The organism is Luedemannella helvata (genome assembly GCF_039528415.1).
GTDB lineage: Bacteria > Actinomycetota > Actinomycetes > Mycobacteriales > Micromonosporaceae > Luedemannella > Luedemannella helvata.
Map to the genome: position 1 here is coordinate 143,589 of NZ_BAAALS010000007.1, position 21,909 is coordinate 165,497.

Here is a 21,909-nt window from a genome sequence, read left to right on the forward strand (position 1 = left end):
ATCCGGTCCAACGACCCGGAAGCCCGCCCCGTCGCGCCGCCGCTGCCCGGCGGTGCCATCCTGGTCGGGTGCGCATCCGCGACCCCTACCCGGACGACGCCCAGCCGCCCCGCGAACCGGAGCCGGTCACGGAGGTCGCCTACCGGGTGCCCGGCCGGCACACGGCGGCCATGCTGGGCCTGGCGCTCGCCCTCGTGCTCGGCGGCTGGTATTCCGGCCGCCCGGCGGGCTGGCTGATCTGCGGCCTGCTCGCGCTCGCCTTCGCCGCCTTCGCGGCGCGCGACCTGATCGCCCCGGTGCGGCTGCGCGCCGACCGGCACGGCGTGGAGGTCATCTCCGGCTTCGCGGGCCGCCACCGGCTCGCGTGGGGCGACATCGACCGGGTACGCGTGGACGAGCGCGTCCGCTGGGGGCGCGAGACCCAGACGCTGGAGATCGACGCCGGCGAGGCGCTCTACCTGTTCAGCGCCCGCGACCTGGGCGCGCCGCCGGCCGAGGTGGCCGGGGTGCTCGACCGGCTCAGGAGTTGAGCGCGATTGTCTGCACGATCGTGAGCCCGCCGAGGATCAGCAGCGTGGCGCCGATCGACGCGAGCTGTAGCGCATTGCGTCTCTCCCGGGGCGCGTACGCCAGGCCGAGGGCCACCAGCGTGCCGATCGCCAGCCCGCCGAGGTGGCCCGCGATGGAGACCCGGCCGGCCGCCGCGAACGTGAAGACCACGTTGATCACGATGATCGGGATGAGCGAGGACGTGTCCCGGCGCAGCCGCTTGAGGACCACGAAAAGGGCCCCGAACAGGCCGTAGACGGCGGTCGAGGCGCCCGCCGTGAGGGCCTCGGGCTGGAACAGGTACGCCGCGACGTTGCCGCCGAGCCCGGCGAGCAGGTAGAGCGCGAGGAACCGGGCGGGACCCAGCGCGGCCTCCAGCGCCCGCCCGAAGATCCACAGGGCCCACATGTTCAGCAGCAGGTGCACCACGCCGTAGTGCAGGAACATGGCCGTGAACAGCCGGTAGAACTCGCCGTCCGCGACGCCGGCCGGGGTGGTGCCCACGATGGCGCCGGTGGCCTGGTTCTGCAGGACGCCCAGGCCCCATACCCCGCCCCACTCCAGCAGGGGGGTGATGCCGCCGAACAGGCCGTTGCCCAGGAACTGCCGCAGGTCCCCGGCGCTGAGGGCCGACAGGAGCGCCATGACCACGTTGGCCGCGATGAGGCCCTTGGTGACGTAACCCTGCTCACCCGCGATGCCGCCGCCGAACGCGGTACGCGCCGGGCGCTGGGTGCGCCGGCCCTCCGACACGCACTCGGGGCACTGGAAGCCGACCGACGCCTCGTTCATGCAGTCCGGGCAGATGGGCCGGTCACAGCGCACGCACCGGACGTAGGTCTCCCGGCTCGGGTGTCGGTAACAGACCGGGGCGGTGACCGGGGGCGGGACCTGCGTCATGGCCGCAAGAGTAGCCGGCCCCGCCCACGATCCTCCGAGAGCACTACTGCTTGCGCTCGATCTCCACGCGCTCGATCACCACGTCGTGCACCGGCTTGTCGCCGGGGCCCGTCGGCGTGCGGACGATGGCGTCGACGACGGCCTTGGACGCCTCGTCGGTGACCTCGCCGAAGATCGTGTGCTTGAAGTTGAGCCAGTTGGTCGGCTCGACCGTGATGAAGAACTGGGACCCGTTCGTGCCGCTGCCGTCGGGCCGCTTGCCCGCGTTCGCCATGGCCAGCAGGTACGGCCGGTTGAAGTGCAGCTCGGGGTGGGTCTCGTCGTTGAAGTTGTAACCCGGGCCACCCCGGCCGGTGCCGGTCGGGTCACCGCCCTGGATCATGAAGCCCGGGATCACCCGGTGAAAGGTCGTGCCGTCGTAGTACGGCCCCGTCCCCGGCGCGCCCGTGCGCGGGTCCGTGTACGGCTGGGTGCCCTCGGCCAGACCCACGAAATTCGCCACCGTCTTGGGGGCGTGGTTTGGGAAAAGTTCCAGCCGGATCGGCCCCGCAGAGGTGTACAGGGTCGCGAAGATCGCCTCGCCCACAGTTACTCCTTGTAGTTCGACTTCTCCCGATGATCCTGCCATTCGCCCATTCTGGTAGTGGCGGGGTGTCCAAAGGTTCAGGATGGGATGAACGCACAGGGCGCGCGGCGCCCCTTCGGGAGGTGGGAAACGTGTTCAAGCGAAAGGCCACGGTCAAGTCGCACAGCGACATGTTCCGCGACGAGATCGCGGAGTCCTACGATCACTTCAAGGCGGCCGCGTCCCACGCACCCGGCGGTGCGGCCGAGATGCTCACCCCCGCGTACGACAAGACCCGGCATATGGCGTCGCGGCGCATGAAACAGGGCGTTGCCGTCATCGTCCCCCTGTACGCAACGATGAAATCAGGGGTGAGACACGCGCGCAGCACCCCGGAGCCCAAGAAGGAGCGCAACGCCCTGCCCGCACTCCTCGTCCTGCTCACCGCCGGGGTCGCGCTCGGCGCGCTGGGCGCGCTCGTCATGCGCCGCCGGCGGGCGGCTCAGGAGTGGGACGAGTTCGAGCCGAGCGGCTCGTTCGAGGACGAGACCGTCGAGGTCCGCAGCAAGGTGTCGACCGCCACGAAGAAGATGACGGAGGGCGCCGCGTCCGTGGCCGGCAACGTCTCCGACCGTGCGGGCCGGCTCGCCGACTCCCTGCGCGGCAAGAGCGGCGAGGCCGAGGACAGGCCCCACGGGGAATCGCCCTTCAAGGCCTTCGCGGACGACAACCCGACCGCCGACGACCTCGTGGCCCGGGCCGGCAACCAGGAACAGAACCCCTGAGTACGCCCTAGAGCCAGCCGGAGCGGCGGAACATCCGGTACAGCCATAACGCCAGGCCGAACATGACCGCGAGCACGCCCGGATAGCCGAACTTCCAGGTCGTCTCCGGCATGTGGTCGAAGTTCATGCCGTAGATGCCGGCGATGGCGGTCTGCGAGGCCGCGATGGCGGCCCAAGCCGCGATCTTGCGCATGTCGTTGTTCTGGTCGACGGTCACCTGGGCCAGGCGCGCCTGCAGGATCGAGTTGAGCAGGTCATCGAACGACGTCACCTGCTCAACAACCTTGAGCAGGTGATCGTTGACGTCACGGAAGTACCGGCGGATCTCGGGGGACACCTCGCCCAGGCGGCCCTCGACGAGCCAGGCGAGCGGGCGTTGCAGCGGCAGGACGGCCCGCTTGAACTCCACCATCTCCCGCTTGAGGTGGTAGACGCGGGCGATGCGCTCGTGCGCGTCCCGGTCGAACACGCTCGTCTCGACCTCGTCGATGTCCGCCTCGACCATGGTCGCCACGTCCAGGTAGGCGTCCACGACGCAGTCCGCGATCGCGTACACGACCGCCCAGGGGCCCAGCGCCAGCAGGTCGGGGCGGGCCTCCAGCTCCGCGCGGACGGGCGCGAGCCGGGCCGCCTCGCCGAGCCGCACGGTGATGACGAAGTGCTCGCCCACGAACAGCATCATGTGGCCGGTCTCGACGACCTCGGTCGCCTCGGTCAGCTTCTCGTGCTCCATGTACCGGGCGGTGCGCAGCACGGCGAACGTCATGTCCCCGTACTGTTCGATCTTGGGCCGCTGGTGGGCGCGGTGCAGGATGTCCTCGACGGCGAACTGGTCGAGCTCGAAGACCTCGCCTATGTCCTCCAGTTCGGCGACCTGCGGGTCGTGCAGGCCCAGCCAGACGAAGGCGTCGGAGCGCTTGCGGGCGGCCGCGAGCGCCTCCCGGTAGCCCCACTGGCCCGGCTGCCGCTTGCCGCGCACGTAGAGCGCGCAGTCCACGATCGCGCTGCGCCCCGGTGCGGGTGTCTTCGGCTCGGTTCTCGACGCGGCCGGCTGGCCGAACATCCGGGTCACGGCGCGCATGGGCGCCGACAGCGCCCGGCCAAGGTTGATCGCCGGTCCGTGTGTCTGCTCGGCGTCGGCCACCGTCGCCTCCCTACATCGCTCGCGCGGAAAGGGGGACGCGGACCGGCCCCGCACGGCAGGGTAGCCGCCGAATGTTGCACCGGGTGAGCCGGCCGCGGCGGGGGTGGGGGTGGTGCGGCCGGCTCACCCGGTGCCCCTTGGGGGCGGGTTCAAAGCCTTCGCGAGCGCGTGACCAGAAGTGATCCGCGTCGCTAAGGCGAATTCTGTTCACCCAGGACACGGAAAGGGAAGAGGCGCCGCGACATACGGCGCCTCTTGTGTCGAAGTTGTGACAATGCGATGTCGGCCGATGTCAGGCCTTCAGGTTGGCGGCCAGGAAGTCGAGCACCTCGGGCTGGACGGTATCCGCCAGCGTGCCCAGCATGCTCCACCCGTGCGCGCCGCTGTCCGGCCGAAAGACGACCTTGGATTTCGCTCGCGCCGGCGACTGGGCGATGAACAGTTTCGCCTCGGCCGGCGGCAGGACGTCCGGGTCCAGTTCCGCCCCCGCGAGCAGCATCGGCACCCGTACCCGCGGCGCCGCGTCGGACGGCGTGCGCACGTCGGTCGCGGTCGGGCCGGAAGCGTTGAAGCTCGCGTTGAACATCGACAGCGCGACCACCGCGTCGACCTGGTCGGGGAACCGGCCCGCGGTCACCACGGCGACGGCCGCGCCCAGCGAGGCGCCCATGACGCCCACGGAGGTCGCCCCCGCCCCGCGCAGGTACGCCACGGCAGCCGCGGCATCGGCGGCCCGGTCCAACGACATGTAGAACGGGTCGCCGCTGAGGCTGGGATCGCAGTCGCTGAGCCCCGAGCACCGGAAATCGATGGCCACGATGTGCAGCCCGGCCGCGATGAGATCGGCCACGTACGGCGTCCAGCCGCACAGGTCGGCGCCGCTCTGGTGCAGCAGGACGAGCCCGCGCGGCCCCGTGCCCGCCTCCACGCCGGCCAACTCGATGCCGTCCGTACTCGGAATGACGATTTTGCGGGCGGACTCCGGGAACTTGAGGCACCGCACGTGCGGCTCAGGGGCCGACCGGGCGAAGGAGAACGTCTTCGTGGGAGTGGGTTTCGGTGGTTCAGCGTGTGATCCGCACCCGGCCAGCAGCGCGCACACGAGCGCCGCACCGCCGGTCAGACGCATGCGCGCTCGGTTGAGGACCGTCATGCTGCCACGAGTCGCGACGCGGCCCGGGGGTTCCGGGCCGCGTCGGACAATGTCACCCAGCCGCTTCGATGAGCCGCTTCGGTCAGCCGCGGACGGCCGCGACCGCCTCGGCGAGCCGGCGCACGCCCTCGTCGATCTGGTCGACGGTCACCGCCGAGTAGGCCAGCCGCAGCGCGTGCCTGCCGCCGTCGAGGTAGAAGTCGCTGCCCTTCACCACGGCGCAGCCGCGCTCGGCGGCCGCCGCGAACACCGCGTCCGCGTCGACGTCCTCGCCCAGCTCGACCCAGAGGAAGTAGCCACCGTCAGGCTCCGTGAACGTGGCCTCCGGCAGGTGCGTACGCAGCGCCTCGGCGAGCTTGGCGGCCCGCTCGGACAGCGCCGCGCGCACCCCGTGGATGGACTTCTCCAGGTCGCCGGCCACGCAGAACTGGTACACGGTCGCCTCGGCGAGCATGTTCGGCGAGATGTAGAGGTTCAGTGCCGTCTTCGCGATCGCGGCGATCAGCTTCGGCGCGCCGATCAGGTAGCCGACCCGCACCCCCGGGCAGACCGTCTTCGTGAACGACGACGCGTGCACGACCACGGGCTCGCCGTCGCCGGCCGCGTCGAGGGCCAGCAGCGTCGGCAGCGGCTCCCCGCGGAACCGGACCTCCGCGTACGGGTCGTCCTCGAAGATCGTGAACCCGTACTCCCGGGCGAGGGTGATGAGCGCGGCCCGCCGCTCCACCGTGAGGGTGACCCCGGCGGGGTTCTGGTAGTTCGGGATGATGTGCGCGAGCTTCGGGCGCAGCCCCGACTCCAGCAGTCCGCGCAGCTCGTCCGTGTCGATGCCGTTCTCGTCGACCGTGACCTGGTGCACCTTGGCGCCCATGGCCTTCAGGCTCAGCAGCGTGCGGTCGTAGGTCGGGCTCTCCACGATCACGTCGTCGCCCGGGCTGACGAGGTGGTTGAACAGGAACGCGTCGGCCTGCAACGACCCGTTCGTGACGAGCACCTGGTCCTCGTTGACGCCGTAACGCTCGGCGATCCACGTCCGCAGCGGGGCGTAGCCGGTCGCCGGACCGTACGCGGTCACGCCCGCCGGGTCGGCGTCGAACGCCCGGCCGGCGGCGGCCTTCAGGCCGGCGATGTCGATGATGTCGAGGGACGGGGCGCCACGGGCGAAGGAGATCAGCTGAGCTGCGGTCATGAGCTATAGGGTATCGGCTCACCCGCGCGGGCCCCGACGCGGTTTCCCCTGGTGTGACATGTGTTTGCGGCCTTCGGCGCCGGCGCGGCGACGATCTTCTGACGGGCCACGTCCGGGGCGCGACAACGTCCCCCGAACGGGTCCGCGAAAGCGAGGACTTATTTTTCGGCCGTCGGCCAGGTCTGCCAGTTCTGCCAGGCCCGACTGGGGGTCGGGCCGCGCTGGTCCTGGTACCGCGAGCCGTAGACGGCCGAGCCGTAGGGGTGTTCGGCGGGCGAGGACAGCCGGAACACGCACAGCTGGCCGATCTTCATGCCGGGCCAGAGCGTCATCGGCAGGGTCGCGACGTTGGACAGCTCCAGCGTCACGTGGCCCGAGAACCCGGGGTCGATGAAGCCGGCCGTCGAGTGGGTCAGCAGGCCCAGCCGGCCGAGGCTCGACTTGCCCTCGATCCGCGCGGCCAGGGCGTCACCGAGGGTGACGACCTCCAGCGTGGAGGCGAGCACGAACTCGCCCGGGTGCAGCACGAACGGTTGCCCGTCCGGCACCTCGACCATCGTGGTCAGGTCGTCCTGCTGCTGAGCCGGGTCGATGTGCGTGTAGAGGTGGTTGTTGAAGATCCGGAACCACCGGTCGAGCCGCACGTCGATGCTGGACGGCTGGATCAGCTCCGACTCGTAGGGCGACAGCTGGAGCTGGCCATTCTTGAGCTCGGTGACGAGGTCGCGGTCGGAGAGCAGCACCCCTGGAGAGTACGGCGACCGTCAAGCCGTGGGACCCGCTGACCTGCGGCGTGTCCGCCATGTGGACCGCGCGATCTTTGTCCTAAAAAGTCCCTCGGCGTGTCGCGCTGCGTCACCGCGTGTCGCGCTTCCGATCTAGAACACATGTTCTATAGAGTTGCCCCATGGTCTTCTGGTCCGCGTTCGCCGCTGCCGCCCCGTGGCTGGCCACCGACATAAAAAACCTGATCCATCAGTACGGGCCAGGGCTCGGCTACCTCGCGACCGTGCGCCCCGACGGCGGCCCTCGCGTGCACCCGGTCGCCCCGGTCGTCGCCGACGGCGGCCTCTTCTGCTTCCTGCTCAACTCCCCCAAGCGACGCGACCTCGAACGGGATGGCCGCTATGCCCTGCACACCTACCCGCCCGAAGACGACGACACGGAGGGTTACCTGTCCGGCCGCGCTCACCCCGTCACCGACCCGGTCCGCCGTCACCGCGTGGCCGCCGCGTCGCGCGCCGCGATCGGGGTCGACTGGCGCCTCTTCGAGCTGGACATCGAAGTGGCCATGGTGACCCGCCACCTCGGCTCCGCCCACACCCCCTCGCACACCGTCTGGCACGCCCCCGGCACGGGCCGCGAACCGTCCGCGGTTCACCAAGAACCGCCAGACGCCCTGACGGTCACCATCCCGCCCACCCTCGTCACGGCCGCCCCACCCCTCGTCCGGTTGGCCTGATCCGACGCGTCACGAACCGGCGTGCACCTTCGCGCCCACCTCGGGTAGAGTGGTGCCGCCCGCGGGTGTAGTTCAATGGCAGAACATCAGCTTCCCAAGCTGACAGTGCGAGTTCGATTCTCGTCACCCGCTCCACACCGAAGACCCTGGTCACGGCGCAAGCCGCAGCCAGGGTCTTCGATTTGTCCGCCACTCGCGAGCCTCCGTGTGCCATTGGCCCCAGCCGGGCCGGTCGTAGAGATCCAGGACCGCGGCGAGCTTGCTGGTGAAGTCGGGGTCGGTGGATGCCTTCCAGGTTTTGGTCGACTGCCAGGTGACACCGCCCTCACGCAGGATCCGGCGCAGCGTCTCGGTACTGATCGCCCGCCACCACGTTGGTGTGCAGCAGGTAGGCACGGAGCTTCGTCAGCGACCAGACCGAGAACGGTTGGCACAGGAAACGGGGGTCACACCAGGCGATGGCCCGGATCTTCGTCCGGGTCGGCTCATCGACCTTCTTGGGTGGACGCCCGCTCCCTTTTGGGTCCAAAGCGCCAAACCCCCGCTCATTGAACGCGTGGATCACGTCACGCACGTAGTCATCGCAGACCTTGAGCAGGTGAGCGATATCGACCGCGGGTTGACCCTGCGCGGACATCAGCACCACAATCGCCCGCCGCAGCTTCACCGGATCCCTGGCAGTGCGGGTGATCCGCCGCAGCAGAGTCTGCGTCACCAGGGACAACGGGCAACTGGTCACTCAAGGTGAGCAACCGAGGCGATGTCCACGATGGACAGGCCGTCTAGCGTAGTGATCGCGCAGGACGGGACGCCGTGCTGTATCAACTCGACCGGCACCGCACCGTCGCCGATCAAGGTACGCAGCAGATCGACGGTGACCCCGCCATGCGTTATCAGGGCGACAGGGCCCGGCTCCTTGGTGAGCTCGACCAGGCAGGCGCGAAATCTCTCTGCGGCATCGTGGGAGGAGTCACCGCAAGCAGGAACGAAGTTCCGGTCCTTCACCGTGGCGGCCCAGTCCGCTAGGAAGTCTTCCATACGCTGTGATCCGTCCCAGTTCATCCTCTCGCGCAGACGGGCGTCCTCTCGAACGCGCAGGCCGGTCTCGGAAGCTATGGACCACGCGGTCTCGCGAGCGCGACGCAAAGGGCTGCAGACGATCGCGTGCACACCCACCTGCTGCACCCAGCCGGCAGTCCTGGCTGCCTGCCGTCGTCCCAGTTCGGTCAGCCCCGGGTCACCGGGCTGGCGTTCCTTCTCAGCGTGCTGCACCAGATAAAACACGGTCACGCTGGCAGGATGGCGGTTCGACGCGACAACTGGCCACTGAAATACCCGCGATCGAAGCCACACTCGTTATGGCCACAACCCTTACAGCGCGCACACAGCACCCGGCGAACCTATGCGGTCAGAGCAGTAGTTGGCCGCGAGACAGTCGGCGGCGGTTGCATCGAACTCAAGAAACAACGGATAGCGGATAAACGGAGGACCAGTGTCGTAGTCCATGCTGCGAAGACTTCCTATACGCCTCAAGTGCGGCCCGCAACGGCAGCACGCGCGGCCGTCTGGCGCCTGGCCTTGGACATGCTTACTCCCTCCGGAGGTGAAAACCTGGAGATGAGCGAGGAACCGTCGGATCGATTACGGTTCGTGAGTTCGGCTGGCGCTCCGGAGGACAACTGTGGCGATTCCTGACTTTCAGTCACTAATGCGACCGGTTCTTGAAGTCCATGCTGACGGGCGACCGCATTCGGCGTCCGAGGTGAGAGACGCAGTGGCTCAACTTGTCGGGGTTTCCACCGAGGACCGTAAGGTGATGCTTCCAAGCGGCGGGTCGCCCGCGTACTCGAACAAGGTCGGGTGGGCGGTGACGCATCTAGCCCAAGCGGCGATGCTGACGCGGCCGGGCAGGGGTATCACCCAGATCACCGACCGGGGCCGACAGGCGATGCAGACACATCCGCAGCGCGTCGACATGCGGGTGCTGAGCGGCTTTGCCGAGTACGTCGAGTTTCGGAATCGAACCCGCGAGCGGCGTACAACGCTGACGTCGGCGGTTGATCAGGGGTTAGAGGCAGCCGCGAGTACGTTGACCCCGCGTGAAGCGATCGAGGAAGTGATCGAGACGGCACACTCGGCTGTCGCCGCGGAACTCCTTGCCAGAGTGCTGAGCCAGCCACCGGAGTTCCTTGAGCGCTTGGTGCTACGCCTGCTTGTAGCGATGGGCTATGGAGGGCTTGAGCGGGTCACCGAACATCTTGGCGGACCGGGCGATGCTGGACTCGACGGCTTGGTGAGACTCGACCTGCTTGGCCTAGACGTCGTGTACGTCCAAGCCAAGCGCTATACCGATCGGACCGTTGGACGACCTGACATCCAGGCCTTCGTCGGCGCACTGAGCGGCGCGCAAGCCAGCCGGGGCATCTTCATCGCCACGAGTCGGTTCAGCGCCGATGCAAGGGACTACGCAGAGCGCGTCAACGCTAGACTCATCTTGATCGATGGACCAGAGCTCGCGACGCTCATGATCAAGCACGGTTGCGGCGTGGTAACCGAGGAGACGTACACACTCAAGCAGATCGACGAAAACTTCTTCCCGGAGACCTAGCGTTGTGGCCGGGCCAGTACAGCAACCAACGAGACCACACCGATCCTCGAGGACTCGAGACGGCCGTCCTTGAAGCGTGCCCGACCCGCCAGCAACCGTACTGCCTGTAGTCGGAGATGCAGGGCTCGAATCCGGCACTGCCCGGAACTCTGTGGGTGATGGTCCGGCGTGATCGATGGTCTTGGTTGCGGTTTCCCGCTCGCAGGGCCGTTATCCCTATTCCTACCGGGGATGTCGGGGCTGGCCAGAACGGCAGAGGGTGGGCGTAGGGGCAGCCCTACCGGTAGGCGGTGCCGGCCTTCGGCCGTGCGGCCCGGCGGGCCTTGATCGCAGCCGTCGTCGCGGCTAGTCCTCGATCGGGATGACGGGGCCGCCGCCGGCGAGGCCGGCGTACAGGCTGGGCCGGCGGGTCAGCACCGCGCAGTCGTGGTCGATCGCGGCGAGCGCAGCCGCGGCGGTGTCGAGGCGGCCCACGATGTCGTAGGTCGCGGCCAGCGCCCGCCAGTCTGCGGCGTCGGCGGAGAGCACGACGGTGGCGTGGTCGACCAGCAGGTCAAGGCGGTCGCGGTCGGCAACGGAGTGCAGCGCTTCGGCCAGGCTGAGAACGGAGATCGCGATGGCGCACTGCTCGTCGTCCACTTCAGCGATCAGCTCACCGACGTGGATGGACTGGCGAGTGAACTCGATGATCGCGGAGGTGTCGAGGACTATCCGGATCGGGCGTTGACGTTCCTCGTCGCCGCTCACGCGGCGGTGACCGGCGGAAGCCCCAGCTGGGCACGCCATGCCGCGCGGCGCTCCGGCGTGCGCTCAGCATCGGCGGCGGCAAGCTTGGCGCGGGCGCGGGCCTTGCCTTCCTCGGTGACATGAATGCCTACGGCAGCCAGCATCGCTGAGGTGTCCTCGCGGAGATCAGGTGAGGGCTGGCTCATGAGTCGAGGATACGGCACCGCGCACATGGCGGGAGGACCGCACGAGCGAGCGATGGGGCCCGGGGTTGCGGCAGCGGTGGGTGGCACAGAGCGCCGCTGGGAAGCCTTTGCCGTGCGCTCAGATCAGCCGCGACCCGCGACCTCGCGGCGGCTTGTGCAGGTCACGACTGTTGTGGGCGGTCGCGGCGCGGGTCGCCGGCTCGCCGTTGCTCACCCACTGCTCAAGGAGGCTTGAGGACATCCAGCGACAGCCGACAGAGGCTGTCCGGCGGCAGGGGCATAACGAGTGCGATACACGCCCGTGGATGGTTTTTGACGGTGGCCAACAACAGAAGCCCTGGTCATGACCAGGGATTCTTTCTTCCGCTGCTCCGTGTCGCTTCCGTGTGGACCTCCCGACTCTGCAGTTGCCCCGACCAAGCGGTCCGAGGATCTACTGGCGCCGGTCGTCAAGGTGGGCCAGTTGGCCGGGGCGGGCGGGATGTTCGACAAGGCGCCAGTGGGGATGCTCGTCCGGCCGGGGCAGCCAGTCGCGGTACGGCAGATAGGCCAGGCGCCAGGCGATCCGAGCGCCAAACCACAGGGAGTAGAACGGAATGAGCCCGCACAGGGCGTCGCGGCGACGGTACGACACCAGCGGCGCGGTGAACCACAGCATCACCACCGGCCGAAGCAGCCGAAGGGCGCCCAGCGCCCAGTTCGACGCGGAGGAGCCGGGCCTCTGCGACGCCAGGTCGCTGGCGACCCACAGCGGAGCGACGTACACCGCGAACGGGAGCAGGGCGAGGACGAACCGCACTGGCCTGGTACGCGGCGGCCGGGCCGGCACCGCGTCGAGCACCTCGTCAACAACCGGTGCGGGCACCACAGCGGGCTGATCGTTAGCCGTCATCCGACGCCCTTCAACGTGGCTAATTGCGCCAGGAGGATTTCACCCTTCAACAATGACGCCAGGTCGACTAGCTACAACCGTGCAAGTCTCGGATCTTGGCATGGAAAGCCGGCCATAGGCGGCCTTGCATGCCAAGATTCGGACGGAGATGGCTGACGACCCGGCGCCATTGACGCATCCGCTACCAACGCACCCATCCAGCTGGGCACCGGGACCAAACGGAACGTTGAAGGGGGGCCTACGTGACATCGCAGTGCACCCGCCCGGCCGCGTCGACAGGGGAGCCGTCGACGATGCCGCGGCGGCCTTCCTTGAGGGGCCCTTCAGCCGGAACGGCGGGTGCCCGCCTTCTACCCGTTGATGCCGTGACGATGAGTGCCACCGCCAGGAAGCCGGCCGCGAGTAGGGCACCGAGCATGTAGCCGTCCCGCAGGGCCGCCTCCGGCGTGGCGTCGGCAACCGACCGCGTACGGGCCGCCGCGACGCTCGTCAGCACCGCGAGGCTGACCACGGCGCCCGCCTGCTGCACAGTGTTGACCAGCCCGGACGCGAACCCGGTGTCCGACGGCGCGGCGCCCGCCATGGCCAGCATGGTGACGGCCGGGATCGCCAGCCCCACTCCGATGCCCGCGAGGACGAACACCGGCAGCAGGTCGACCACGAACGATCCGGCGACGGGGGCGCGGCTGAGCAGCAACAGCCCGGCCACGAACAGGCCCAGCCCGAGGAGCAGTACCCGTCGCGCCCCGTACCGGGAGGTGAGGGCGGGCGCGAGGAGCAGTGACACCGCGCCGATGACGATCGGCGCGGGCAGGAACGCCAGGCCGGCCTCGGCCGCCGAGTAGCCGAGCACGTTCTGCATGTACAGCGCGGTCATGAACTGGAACCCGAACCCGGCGGCGATCACGAGCGCGGCCGTCAGGTGTGCCGGCCCGACGGCGACGCGGGGCCACCGGAGCCCGCGCGCGCCGGGCGACGCCGGCACGACGAACGGCGTCAGGAGAAGCGCGCCGAGTCCGATGGGGACGTTCACCAGGAAGGTCCAGTGCCAGCCGAGTGCCGAGGTGATCACGCCGCCGCCGATGAGGCCGATCGCGGCGCCGGCGGCGGAGACGAAGCTGAACAGGCCCAGGGCCCGCGCCTGCTCGCCGGGCAGCGGATAGGCCGTCACGATCATGCCGAGGATGACGGCGGCGGCCACCGCGCCGCCCGCGCCCTGCACCGCCCGGGCCGCCAGCAGCATTTCGGCGCTGGTCGCCAGGCCGCACGCGAGGGACGCGGCGGTGAAGACGGCCAGCCCGGCCATGAAGACCCGGCGGCTGCCGATCATGTCGCCGAGGCGGCCGAAGGGCAGGAGGAGCAGGCCGAACGGGATGAGGTAGGCGTTCACCACCCACGCCAGGCCGGACGGGGAGAACCCTAGGTCGGACTGGATGGCCGGCAGCGCGAGAGCCACCACGTTCCCATCCAGGATGATCATCAGTTGCATGGCGCAGAGCACGGCGAGCGCGAGGCCGCGCGAAGGAGAACCTGTCACGGCAACGACCGTAACAGATAATCTAATAATAGACGATCCCTTAGCGACCTACTTTCGGGGAGCGCGGGCGCGACGGACCCCCTGCGCTGACGGAACAGGTGCGGCCAGCGGTCCGTCCACCAGCGTCGCGAGCGCGGCGACGAAGTCATCGGGGGGTCCAGGCAGCGCGGACAGCACCTCCCGGTGCACCCGGTCGACGATCTTCTGCCCCACGGCGGCGGCCTCCGCGCCCGCTGGGGTGACCGCGATGATCCGCGCCCGCCGGTCGGTCTCCGACGGCCGGCGCACCGCGTACCCGGCCCGCTCCAGCTCGTCCACCGTGGTCACCATGGTGGTCTTGTCCAGGTGGGCGAGTTCCGCCAGCTCTATCTGCGTCCGGTCGCGCTCCAGCGCGTGGACGAGCACACACTGCATGCGCACGCTCAAGCCCACCTCGGCGAGTTCCGCCGCCAGTCGCGTGTTCAGCACGTGCCCGGCGTGCGTGAACAGGCCGGTCAGGTCGAGCACGGTGCGCTTGGGAGTCGCCATACCCACCAGAATAGGTCGGCTCGCGGATAATCCGTTCGTGGACGTAGTTCTGACCACCGAGCGCCTGATCCTGCGCCGGTTCACCCCCGACGACGTCGGTCTCCTCGTCGAGCTCGACAGCGATTTCGAGGTCATGCGCTTCCTCACCAACGGCAAACCCACGCCGTACGCCACGGTGCGCGACGAGCTGCTACCGAAGATCATTGAGGCGTACTCGACGCAGCCGCGCCACGGAAAGTGGGCCACGGTGGAGAAGGCCACCGGCCACTTCCTCGGCTGGCACTCCCTCGCCTTTCCCGCGAATGGCGACGACACGCAGGCCGAACTCGGCTACCGACTGCGCCGCCCGGCCTGGGGCCACGGGTACGCCACGGAGGGCGCCCGGGCCCTGGTCGCGGACGCGTTCACCACCCGGGGCATGCGCCGCGTGTTCGCCGAGACGATGGCCGTCAACACCGGCTCGCGCCGCGTGATGGAGAAGGCCGGGCTGCGCCACGTGCGCACTTTCCATATGGAATTCGACGATCCGATCCCGGGCACGGAGTTCGGCGAGGTCGAGTACGCGATCACCCGCGAGGAGTGGCTGTCGCGCAAGTGACCGAATGGATGCCAACCGAGGTGCGCACCATCGCGTCATAGGGACGCGACCGTGTTCAGGCCGCCACGAGGGGCTCGGAACGGAGATCACCATGCGCAGACTCGTACTCATCGGGGTTTGTGTCGCGGCCTTGACCGCCGCGGCCTGCACCCCAACCCGCAACACCGGCACCGGGGGCACCACCACCGCGCCCGGCTCCGGCTCCAGTTCGGCCGCAACCGTCACGACGGGACCGGGCGGCGGCGCCACCACCGCCCCGGTGACCGCCAAGCCCGCCACGAAGACGGCCGCCGGCACCCCGCAGGGGACGTGGAAGGTCCGGTACAACTGGAACATCCCCAGCACGCGCGTGGGCATCGACAACCCGCACGCGATGCCGCTGCCGCGCCTGGCCGAGATCCACGTCGGCAACCACGAGAAGGACGGCTTCGCCCGGATCTCGTTCTACTTCCGGGACGGCATGCCCAGTTACAACTTCAACTACGCGCGCGAGGTGCTCAACGAGGGGCAGGGCGAGCCGATCAAGCTGGAGGGCAACTCGTTCCTGCGCATCCAGTTCAGCAACGCGCGCCAGCATGACGACGAGAGCCACAACTCGCTGAAGGTCAAGCCGGCCAACCACATCGGCTTCACGAGGTTGCGCAGCTACGCCTTCGGCGGCGACTTCGAGGGCTACGTGACGTACGGGCTGGGCATCCAGTCCACCCCGAACAGCGACCACATCCTGAAGATCCGGGTGGGCGAGCTGACGAAGAAGCCCGACGGCAAGGGCGGCTTCTTCTACGTCGTCGCCTTCGATGTCGCACAGAACTAGAGCTTGGGTGCCACCGCGATCGTCGCGGCGACCAGCTCGACGGCCGTGACGATCTCTTTAAGTACGTCCGGGAGGGTGTCGGCGAACCGGCCGAGACCCTCCCGGGCCTCTTTTCCACGCACGGCGATGAGGTCGGTCATGCCGACCGCGAGGACCAGGCCCGACAGCACGGCGGTCGGCTCGTCGAGCAGCTCGGGATGGTCGAGCATGTAGCGCAGCCGGGCCCGGGGCGCCGCGGCCTGGTTGCGGTCCACGGCCGGGTAGCGGACGGTCGAGCGGAGCATGCTTCGCGACTGGACCCGGTAGATCAGGCCGGCGTCGACGAGCCGGGGCCGCACCATCTCGAGCGCGTCCTTGCGCAGGTATTCCACCCAGGTCCGGACGGGATGCTCCGCGCGTTCCTTGAGGATCTCGGCGAGGGCGGCGTCGCTGACCCGCTCCCGGTGGGGGCGCTGGTCGATCGTGGTGACGAGCCCGTTGACGATCGTGATCCGTTGCCGCACGGCCAGTTCCGCCAGGACCGCGCCGGCCAGCCCCGAGTCGAACACCTTGGCGTTGATATGGCACTTGCCGGTGTATTCGTCGTGGCTGATCAGGTAGAACTCGTCCGCGAGCGGCAGTTGTCGCATCGGGCAGTCCTTGGTTAGGCCCCGTGTCGTCGCGGCGACAGTAGCGGACCCTTGGTAGTCCTATCAATGCCGAGCGTGCGATCGCCCGCTACCGCCCACGGCATCCGGTTGTCGACCAGGTGACCCCTTGCGTACCCGCCGCGAAACTTGCACCGAACGTATCTGAAAGATCGCTAGGAGTGTGCGTTCCGATGAGGCGCCCCTGGCAACCGGTCGGTAACCTTGGAAACGGACGTGAGAACTTCTCACTCCCTTCCCGCGAAAGTGACCCTCAGCTTGTACCTGGTCCACGGCACCACACCCGACGGCGTCGCCGCCCCCGGCCCGTCGGACCTGGCCGTCAGCGCGTACGCGCACGCCCTGCGGCGCACGCTCGCCATGGCGTCGGCGGGCGACCGCGCGGAGCTCACCGAACGTACTCTCGTGGCGGCCCGTGAGGTCACGGACGCCGCGGTCGCCGCGGTGATCGAGCCCGACGGCGAACTGCGCGCCGAGGGGGACCCGGACCTCGCCGAACGGCTGCGCTGCCTGCCCACCGACCTGTGCCAGCGCCTGTGCCGGGCGTCTGCCGGCCCCACCGACCTGCTCGCCGGGCACGGCCTGAGTGCCGCGACGACCGCGCCCATGAACGGCGGCGCGCTGCTGGTCGTCAACGCCCGCCGCGCGGTGGCCCCGCTGCTCGACCTGGTCGCCGCCCACCACGTCGCCAGCCTCGACCGGCTCGGCAAGCTCGACGCCCTGCACCGCTTCGCCAACAGCGACCCGCTCACGGGCCTGCGCCACCACCGCCCGTTCCGGCGTCGGCTCGCCCGCACCATCCCCGGGCGCACCGCCGTGATCGCGCTCGACGTCGACGATTTCAAGACCATCAACGACGAGTACGGCCATGAGGCCGGCGACAGCGCCCTGATCCGCCTCGGCAACGCGCTGCAGGGCACGTTGCGTGAGGGCGACGGGCTCTACCGGGTCGGCGGCGACGAGTTCGCCGTGATCGTCGAGGTCGCCGGGGAGCCGGAGGCGCTCGCCATCGCCGAACGGCTGCTGCGGGCCGCCCGCGCCGCCGGGCACCCGGTCAGCGCGGGCGTGGCCCTGCGCCGCGCCGACGAGGAGGGCCCCGACACACTGCGCCGCGCCGACGCGGCCCTGTACGAGGCCAAGCGCGCCGGCCGCGACGCGGCGCGCATGGCGGACTAGGCCGGCTTGCGGGCCCGGGTCGCGAAGTAGCCGGGCATGTACCGGGCCGTCGGGCCCGCGTTGTGTGGTGCCTCCTGGAAGGCCGTCAGGACAAAGCCCGCTTCCAGCTGGCCGCCGATCTGGTCGGACAGGGTGTGGCTCCACTCGAGCGGCACTCCCGGCCCGAACACCCGGTCGCGCTCCTCCTGCGTCAGGTGCGTCAGGTCCGAGTAGGGCAGGGCGTGGCGCACCACGAACTCGCCCCGGCTGTCGAGCGCGTCCGCGTCGAAGATGTAGAGGTCGGGGTTGAGGAAGCCGGCGAGCAGCAGCCCGCCCGGGCGCAGCACCCGGAAGCATTCCCGCCACACCGCCCGCACGTCCGGGACGAACAGGTTCGACACCGGATGGAAGATCAGATCGAAGCTGGCGTCGGAGAAGCGGCTCAGGTCGGCCATGTCGCCCTGCTCCAGCCGCAGGGTCAGGCCCTCCCGTGCGGCCACCTCGCCGTCGCGTTCGAGCTGGCGTGGGGAGTTGTCGAGGCTGGTGACGTTCGCGCCGGCCGCCGCGAGCACCGGGGCCTGCTGGCCGCCGCCCGAGGCGAGGGCGAGCAGGTCGACGCCGACCAGCGACGCGGGAAACCAGTCCCGCGGAACGGGCTCGTGGCCGATGAGCACGATCGACCAGTCGCCGCGGCGGGCGCGCTCGATCACGTCCGGGCCGACCGGCTTCGTCCACTCGCTGCCGCTGTCGACCTGCCGGTCCCAGGCATCCCTGTTGTGCGCCACGATGTCCATGGCGGCAGAGATTAGCTGGTAAAAGGCCGCGGGGCCCAAGATATTTTCTCGGGCCCCACGGCTCAGTGGCTCAGCTCTTCGTCAGCTCGGCGGCGAGCAGCTCGGCGATCTGCGCGGTGTTGAGCGCCGCCCCCTTGCGGAGGTTGTCGCCGGTGACGAACATGTCGATCGCCCGCGGGTCGTCCAGCGCCCTGCGGATGCGGCCCACCCACGTCGGGTCGGTGCCCACGGCGTCGGCCGGCATCGGGAACTCGCCCGCGCCCGGGTCGTCGACCAGCACCACGCCGGGGGCGCCGCGCAACAGCTCGTTGCACTCCTCGGCGTCGACCTCGGCGCCGAACACGGCGTGCACGGCCAGCGAGTGGCCGGTCACGACCGGGACGCGCACGCAGGTCGCGGAGACCTTGAGGTCGGGCAGGCCCAGGATCTTGCGGGACTCGTTGCGGACCTTGAGCTCCTCGCTCGACCAGCCGTTCTCGCGCAGCGAGCCGGCCCACGGCACGACGTTGAGCGCGAGGGGCGCCGGGAACGGCCCGAGGTCCTCGCCGATGGCCTGGCGGACGTTGCCGGCGCGCGAACCCAGCGCCCGGTCGCCGGCCACCTTGTTGATCTGGTTGAGCAGCGTGTCGACGCCGACCTGGCCGGCGCCCGACGCGGCCTGGTAGGAGGCGACGATCAGCTCGCGCAGCCCGTACTCGCGGTGCAGCGCGCCGATCGCGACGATCATGGTGAGCGTCGTGCAGTTGGGGTTCGAGATGATGCCCTTGGGCCGGTTGCGCGCGGCCTCCGGGTTCACCTCCGGCACCACGAGCGGCACCTGCGGGTCCATCCGGAAGGCGCCCGAGTTGTCGACCACGATCGCGCCGCGCGCGGCCGCGATCGGGCCCCACTCCATCGACACCTCGTCCGGCACGTCGAACATGGCGACGTCGACGCCGTCGAAGACCTCCGGGGCCAGCGCCTGGACGATGACCTCCTCACCGCGGACGGTGAGGGTCTTGCCCGCCGAGCGCGGCGAGGCGATGAGGCGGATCTCGCCCCACACGTTCTTGCGGGCGGTGAGCAGCTCCAACATGACCGTGCCGACCGCTCCGGTCGCACCGACCACCGCAAGCGTGGGTCTGTCTGCCATCTCGCCTTACCTCCCGGTTCCCGCGTACACAATCGCCTCGGTGTCGCCGCCGAGCTCGAACGCGTCGTGCACGGCACGCACGGCCTGGTCGAGGTCGGTGTCGCGGCACACGACCGAGACGCGGATCTCCGACGTGGAGATCATTTCGATGTTGACGCCGGCCTCGGCGAGGGCTCCGAAGAACTTCGCCGCGACCCCGTGGTGCGAGCGCATGCCCGCACCGATCAACGAGACCTTACCGATGTGGTCGTCGTAGAGGAGGCCTTTAAAGCCGACGCTCTCCTGAATCTTGCCCAGTGCGGCCATCGCCGACGGGCCGTCGGACTTCGGCAGGGTAAAGGAGATATCCGTACGACCGGAGGACTCCGTGGAGACGTTCTGCACGATCATGTCGATGTTGCTCTCCGACGCCGCGACCGTGTAGAAGATCCGGGCCGCCTCGCCGGGCGCGTCCGGCACCCCGACGATGGTGATCTTCGCCTCGCTGCGGTCGTGCGCGACGCCGGTGATGAGTGCTTGCTCCACGGGAAGGTCCTCCATTGAGCCAGTGACCATGGTGCCGGTCTGCTGCGAGTACGACGAACGGACGTGGATCGGCAGGCCGAACCGGCGCGCGTACTCCACGCTGCGCAGGTGCAGGACCTTGGCGCCGCACGCCGCCAGCTCCAGCATCTCCTCGTAGGTGATCTGGGCGATGTGCCTGGCGTTCGGCGCGACCCGCGGGTCGGCGCTGAAGATGCCGTCGACGTCCGTGTAGATCTCGCAGACGTCGGCCTTGAGGGCGGCGGCGAGCGCGACGGCGGTGGTGTCGGAGCCGCCGCGGCCCAGCGTGGTGATGTCCTTCGTGTCCTGCGACACGCCCTGGAAGCCCGCCACGATGCAGATCGCGCCCTCGTCGAGCGCCTGGCGCAGCCGGCCCGGCGTCACGTCGATGATGCGCGCCTTGCCGTGCGTCGACGTCGTGATCACGCCGGCCTGCGAACCCGTGTAGGAGCGCGCCTCGAAGCCGAGGTTGTGGATCGCCATCGCGAGCAGCGCCATCGAGATGCGCTCGCCCGCCGTCAGCAGCATGTCCAACTCGCGCCCGGCGGGCAGCGGGCTCACCTGGTGGGCGAGGTCAAGAAGCTCGTCGGTCGTGTCGCCCATGGCGGAGACGACGACCACGACATCGTCGCCCGCCTTGCGGGCGGCCACGATGCGCTCGGCGACGCGCTTGATGCGCTCGGCGTCCTTCACGGACGAGCCACCGTACTTTTGCACGATCAAGGCCACGTGCGCCGTCGCTCCTCTCGGATTGCGTTCCGCTCGCCGGAAACCGTGCCGTTACAAGGCACAGCGCCGTCGGCCATATGGCCGGCCGGCGCCGACGAGCTCCTGACCAGGATACTCGCGGCCCCGAACGCTCGGGAGAGTCGATCCCACCATCCGGTGGAAGGGTCGTTGACAATGATGTTCGTGCGCTCACGTCCTCGTTTCTCGAATATCGTCCGTACTTTGCCCCCCCGGGTTCGGAAGGTGTCCCGCGGCGGCCACGCCACGAGCTGGCGATTCGGGGTCCTGACGGGAGTGGCGTTGGTCACTGCCGTGGCCGGCTGCGGCGGCTCCGCGCCCACGCCGCAACCGTCCGCGACGCCCGCGGCCTCCCCCCGCCAGGCCGCGCGGGACCTGCTCGCCGCCAGCGCGGCCACCGCGAAGGACCGCCGGTACGTGGCGACCTACACCCTGCGCACCCGCAACCGCGATGAACGCACCGTCACCGTGGCGCTCGCCACGGACAACTCGTGGGTGGTCTCCGTGCCCGCGGGCCTGCTCGGCGGGTACGCCGACGCCGCCGTGTTCCGCTCGACCGACGGCCTGTTCCAGTGCGCCCTGGGCCCGGCGGCCGCCACGGCCGCCGACCCCGCCGCGCCCCGCGTCACCCCCGGCTGCGTCAAGGTGAAGAAGCTCACGAGCGGGACCGACCCCAAGGTCCAGCACATCTTCACCGACTGGATCGACGTGCTGCTCGACCCGGCGGCGCCGTTCTCGGTCGCCGTGGCCCAGCGGCTGGAAAAGGCCTCCGGCACCTGCTACTCCATCGAGTCGAACTCGGCCGCGCTCGCGGCGCCCGTCGACCCGGGGATCTACTGCTACAACGCGGACGGCACCCTGACGGCGGCCCGGACCTCCTTCGGCACGCTCGTCCTGGTCGGCACCCCCGACCCGGCGCCGGCCTCCATCGCGCTGCCCGCACCGATCGTCCCCGGCGGCCCGTTGTCGGTCGCCGCCCCGCCGCCCCCTCCGTCCCCCACGCCGGGCACGACCACGCAGCCCTGAACCCGCTGGCCCAGTGGTCGCCCGTGCGGGCCGTTTGCCGAGCGTGTATTGTCGGGGGCGCTATGTGGCAGGCGCTCCTCCTTCTTATGCGCCGCGACGAGGCTTAGTAGCCCCGGGGAACATCCCGGCGTGAAGGCCGGCACCTCGTCGCGGTGTTTCTGCGCGCCACGCCTGAGCGTCTCCGTGTGAGTCGCGCGGCCGGTCAATTT

Annotated in this window: 26 protein-coding genes and 1 tRNA gene; 9 read left to right on the forward strand and 18 right to left on the reverse strand. The window is 69.6% G+C overall.

Annotated elements, in window-relative coordinates:
• Positions 1-68 precede the first annotated feature (68 nt).
• Positions 69-530, forward strand: a complete 462-nt coding sequence (locus ABD191_RS09610; RefSeq protein ID WP_344079067.1) for a PH domain-containing protein — start codon at positions 69-71, stop codon at positions 528-530.
• On the opposite strand, the gene ABD191_RS09615 is transcribed toward ABD191_RS09610, so the two are convergent.
• Positions 520-1,449 (reverse strand): rhomboid family intramembrane serine protease, encoded by a 930-nt coding sequence (locus ABD191_RS09615; protein ID WP_344079069.1) that lies wholly within the window; start codon positions 1,447-1,449, stop codon positions 520-522. The genes ABD191_RS09610 and ABD191_RS09615 overlap by 11 nt on opposite strands.
• 43 nt (positions 1,450-1,492) lie before the next feature.
• Positions 1,493-2,077 (reverse strand): peptidylprolyl isomerase, encoded by a 585-nt coding sequence (locus ABD191_RS09620; RefSeq protein ID WP_425560691.1) that lies wholly within the window; start codon positions 2,075-2,077, stop codon positions 1,493-1,495.
• An 89-nt stretch (positions 2,078-2,166) separates the two neighbouring features.
• On the opposite strand from ABD191_RS09620, the gene ABD191_RS09625 reads away from it, so the two are divergent.
• On the forward strand, positions 2,167-2,799 hold the full coding sequence (locus tag ABD191_RS09625) for a hypothetical protein (RefSeq protein WP_344079072.1): 633 nt from the start codon (positions 2,167-2,169) through the stop codon (positions 2,797-2,799).
• Between the two features lie 7 nt (positions 2,800-2,806).
• Here the strand turns inward: ABD191_RS09625 and corA are convergent, their stop codons facing one another.
• From corA to dcd, 4 genes are all read right to left on the reverse strand, one after another.
• Complete coding sequence (gene corA / locus ABD191_RS09630; protein WP_425560697.1) at positions 2,807-3,880, reverse strand: magnesium/cobalt transporter CorA; 1,074 nt, start codon at positions 3,878-3,880, stop codon at positions 2,807-2,809.
• Positions 3,881-4,235: 355 nt separating this feature from the next.
• Entirely contained in the window at positions 4,236-5,072 is an 837-nt protein-coding gene (locus ABD191_RS09635) for an alpha/beta hydrolase (RefSeq protein WP_344079074.1), read from the reverse strand.
• A 106-nt stretch (positions 5,073-5,178) separates the two neighbouring features.
• Entirely contained in the window at positions 5,179-6,285 is a 1,107-nt protein-coding gene (locus ABD191_RS09640; RefSeq protein ID WP_344079076.1) for an aminotransferase-like domain-containing protein, read from the reverse strand.
• A 158-nt stretch (positions 6,286-6,443) separates the two neighbouring features.
• Complete coding sequence (gene dcd / locus ABD191_RS09645; protein ID WP_344079078.1) at positions 6,444-7,028, reverse strand: dCTP deaminase; 585 nt, start codon at positions 7,026-7,028, stop codon at positions 6,444-6,446.
• A gap of 164 nt (positions 7,029-7,192) precedes the next feature.
• Between dcd and ABD191_RS09650 the strand changes: the two genes are divergently transcribed.
• Positions 7,193-7,747: a pyridoxamine 5'-phosphate oxidase family protein gene (locus tag ABD191_RS09650; RefSeq protein ID WP_344079080.1), complete on the forward strand. Its 555-nt coding sequence runs from the start codon at positions 7,193-7,195 to the stop codon at positions 7,745-7,747.
• Between the two features lie 61 nt (positions 7,748-7,808).
• Positions 7,809-7,882, forward strand: a tRNA-Gly gene (locus ABD191_RS09655).
• 190 nt (positions 7,883-8,072) lie between these two features.
• Here ABD191_RS09655 and ABD191_RS09660 read toward each other — a convergent pair.
• On the reverse strand, positions 8,073-8,462 hold the full coding sequence (locus ABD191_RS09660) for a helix-turn-helix domain-containing protein (RefSeq protein WP_344079081.1): 390 nt from the start codon (positions 8,460-8,462) through the stop codon (positions 8,073-8,075).
• A 20-nt stretch (positions 8,463-8,482) separates the two neighbouring features.
• Complete coding sequence (locus tag ABD191_RS09665) at positions 8,483-9,037, reverse strand: histidine phosphatase family protein (RefSeq protein ID WP_344079083.1); 555 nt, start codon at positions 9,035-9,037, stop codon at positions 8,483-8,485.
• Positions 9,038-9,428: 391 nt separating this feature from the next.
• Between ABD191_RS09665 and ABD191_RS09670 the strand changes: the two genes are divergently transcribed.
• Positions 9,429-10,355, forward strand: a complete 927-nt coding sequence (locus ABD191_RS09670) for a restriction endonuclease (protein WP_344079085.1) — start codon at positions 9,429-9,431, stop codon at positions 10,353-10,355.
• Between the two features lie 345 nt (positions 10,356-10,700).
• Here the strand turns inward: ABD191_RS09670 and ABD191_RS09675 are convergent, their stop codons facing one another.
• The 6 genes from ABD191_RS09675 to ABD191_RS09700 all read right to left on the reverse strand — a co-directional run bounded on the left by ABD191_RS09675 (position 10,701) and on the right by ABD191_RS09700 (position 14,244).
• Positions 10,701-11,102, reverse strand: a complete 402-nt coding sequence (locus tag ABD191_RS09675; RefSeq protein WP_344079087.1) for a hypothetical protein — start codon at positions 11,100-11,102, stop codon at positions 10,701-10,703.
• The gene (locus ABD191_RS09680; RefSeq protein WP_344079089.1) at positions 11,099-11,287 is read right to left on the reverse strand and encodes a hypothetical protein; all 189 of its coding nucleotides are present in this window, start codon (positions 11,285-11,287) and stop codon (positions 11,099-11,101) included. The genes ABD191_RS09675 and ABD191_RS09680 overlap by 4 nt, the downstream gene beginning before the upstream one ends.
• A gap of 118 nt (positions 11,288-11,405) precedes the next feature.
• The gene (locus tag ABD191_RS09685) at positions 11,406-11,528 is read right to left on the reverse strand and encodes a hypothetical protein (RefSeq protein WP_344079091.1); all 123 of its coding nucleotides are present in this window, start codon (positions 11,526-11,528) and stop codon (positions 11,406-11,408) included.
• Positions 11,529-11,720: 192 nt separating this feature from the next.
• Entirely contained in the window at positions 11,721-12,179 is a 459-nt protein-coding gene (locus tag ABD191_RS09690) for a hypothetical protein (RefSeq protein WP_344079093.1), read from the reverse strand.
• 238 nt (positions 12,180-12,417) lie between these two features.
• Entirely contained in the window at positions 12,418-13,716 is a 1,299-nt protein-coding gene (locus ABD191_RS09695; protein WP_344079095.1) for an MFS transporter, read from the reverse strand.
• Positions 13,717-13,764: 48 nt separating this feature from the next.
• The gene (locus ABD191_RS09700) at positions 13,765-14,244 is read right to left on the reverse strand and encodes a MarR family winged helix-turn-helix transcriptional regulator (protein WP_344079097.1); all 480 of its coding nucleotides are present in this window, start codon (positions 14,242-14,244) and stop codon (positions 13,765-13,767) included.
• Between the two features lie 37 nt (positions 14,245-14,281).
• Here ABD191_RS09700 and ABD191_RS09705 point away from each other — a divergent pair, with 37 nt between their 5' ends.
• Both ABD191_RS09705 and ABD191_RS09710 read left to right on the forward strand, forming a co-directional pair.
• On the forward strand, positions 14,282-14,842 hold the full coding sequence (locus tag ABD191_RS09705; protein WP_344079099.1) for a GNAT family N-acetyltransferase: 561 nt from the start codon (positions 14,282-14,284) through the stop codon (positions 14,840-14,842).
• A gap of 91 nt (positions 14,843-14,933) precedes the next feature.
• Positions 14,934-15,656 carry an AMIN-like domain-containing (lipo)protein gene (locus tag ABD191_RS09710; protein WP_344079101.1) on the forward strand — a complete coding sequence of 241 codons (723 nt, stop codon included), beginning with the start codon at positions 14,934-14,936 and terminating at the stop codon, positions 15,654-15,656.
• On the opposite strand, the gene ABD191_RS09715 is transcribed toward ABD191_RS09710, so the two are convergent.
• Positions 15,653-16,285 (reverse strand): GOLPH3/VPS74 family protein, encoded by a 633-nt coding sequence (locus ABD191_RS09715; RefSeq protein WP_344079103.1) that lies wholly within the window; start codon positions 16,283-16,285, stop codon positions 15,653-15,655. The genes ABD191_RS09710 and ABD191_RS09715 overlap by 4 nt on opposite strands.
• A gap of 264 nt (positions 16,286-16,549) precedes the next feature.
• On the opposite strand from ABD191_RS09715, the gene ABD191_RS09720 reads away from it, so the two are divergent.
• Positions 16,550-17,479 carry a GGDEF domain-containing protein gene (locus ABD191_RS09720; protein ID WP_344079105.1) on the forward strand — a complete coding sequence of 310 codons (930 nt, stop codon included), beginning with the start codon at positions 16,550-16,552 and terminating at the stop codon, positions 17,477-17,479.
• Here ABD191_RS09720 and ABD191_RS09725 read toward each other — a convergent pair.
• The 3 genes from ABD191_RS09725 to ABD191_RS09735 form a co-directional block, all read right to left on the reverse strand.
• Positions 17,476-18,252, reverse strand: coding sequence for a class I SAM-dependent methyltransferase (locus ABD191_RS09725; protein WP_344079107.1), 777 nt, complete (start codon positions 18,250-18,252; stop codon positions 17,476-17,478). The genes ABD191_RS09720 and ABD191_RS09725 overlap by 4 nt on opposite strands.
• Positions 18,253-18,322: 70 nt before the next feature.
• A complete protein-coding gene (locus ABD191_RS09730) occupies positions 18,323-19,384 on the reverse strand; it encodes an aspartate-semialdehyde dehydrogenase (protein WP_344079109.1) in 1,062 nt (353 codons plus the stop codon).
• A 6-nt stretch (positions 19,385-19,390) separates the two neighbouring features.
• The gene (locus ABD191_RS09735) at positions 19,391-20,656 is read right to left on the reverse strand and encodes an aspartate kinase (RefSeq protein ID WP_344079110.1); all 1,266 of its coding nucleotides are present in this window, start codon (positions 20,654-20,656) and stop codon (positions 19,391-19,393) included.
• A gap of 294 nt (positions 20,657-20,950) precedes the next feature.
• Between ABD191_RS09735 and ABD191_RS09740 the strand changes: the two genes are divergently transcribed.
• Complete coding sequence (locus tag ABD191_RS09740; protein ID WP_425560692.1) at positions 20,951-21,700, forward strand: hypothetical protein; 750 nt, start codon at positions 20,951-20,953, stop codon at positions 21,698-21,700.
• The last annotated feature ends 209 nt before the right edge of the window (positions 21,701-21,909 follow it).

Bases quoted from the DNA above. Each gene is read 5' to 3' on its own strand.
- ABD191_RS09615 (WP_344079069.1), bottom strand. From the start codon at position 1,449: ATGACGCAGGTCCCGCCCCCGGTCACCGCCCCGGTCTGTTACCGACAC.
- ABD191_RS09620 (WP_425560691.1), bottom strand. From the start codon at position 2,077: ATGGCAGGATCATCGGGAGAAGTCGAACTACAAGGAGTAACTGTGGGC.
- corA (WP_425560697.1), bottom strand. From the start codon at position 3,880: ATGCGCGCCGTGACCCGGATGTTCGGCCAGCCGGCCGCGTCGAGAACC.
- ABD191_RS09635 (WP_344079074.1), bottom strand. From the start codon at position 5,072: ATGCGTCTGACCGGCGGTGCGGCGCTCGTGTGCGCGCTGCTGGCCGGG.
- ABD191_RS09640 (WP_344079076.1), bottom strand. From the start codon at position 6,285: ATGACCGCAGCTCAGCTGATCTCCTTCGCCCGTGGCGCCCCGTCCCTC.
- ABD191_RS09650 (WP_344079080.1), top strand. From the start codon at position 7,193: ATGGTCTTCTGGTCCGCGTTCGCCGCTGCCGCCCCGTGGCTGGCCACC.
- ABD191_RS09680 (WP_344079089.1), bottom strand. From the start codon at position 11,287: ATGAGCCAGCCCTCACCTGATCTCCGCGAGGACACCTCAGCGATGCTG.
- ABD191_RS09685 (WP_344079091.1), bottom strand. From the start codon at position 11,528: ATGTCCTCAAGCCTCCTTGAGCAGTGGGTGAGCAACGGCGAGCCGGCG.
- ABD191_RS09690 (WP_344079093.1), bottom strand. From the start codon at position 12,179: ATGACGGCTAACGATCAGCCCGCTGTGGTGCCCGCACCGGTTGTTGAC.
- ABD191_RS09700 (WP_344079097.1), bottom strand. From the start codon at position 14,244: ATGGCGACTCCCAAGCGCACCGTGCTCGACCTGACCGGCCTGTTCACG.
- ABD191_RS09710 (WP_344079101.1), top strand. From the start codon at position 14,934: ATGCGCAGACTCGTACTCATCGGGGTTTGTGTCGCGGCCTTGACCGCC.
- ABD191_RS09715 (WP_344079103.1), bottom strand. From the start codon at position 16,285: ATGCGACAACTGCCGCTCGCGGACGAGTTCTACCTGATCAGCCACGAC.
- ABD191_RS09725 (WP_344079107.1), bottom strand. From the start codon at position 18,252: ATGGACATCGTGGCGCACAACAGGGATGCCTGGGACCGGCAGGTCGAC.
- ABD191_RS09730 (WP_344079109.1), bottom strand. From the start codon at position 19,384: ATGGCAGACAGACCCACGCTTGCGGTGGTCGGTGCGACCGGAGCGGTC.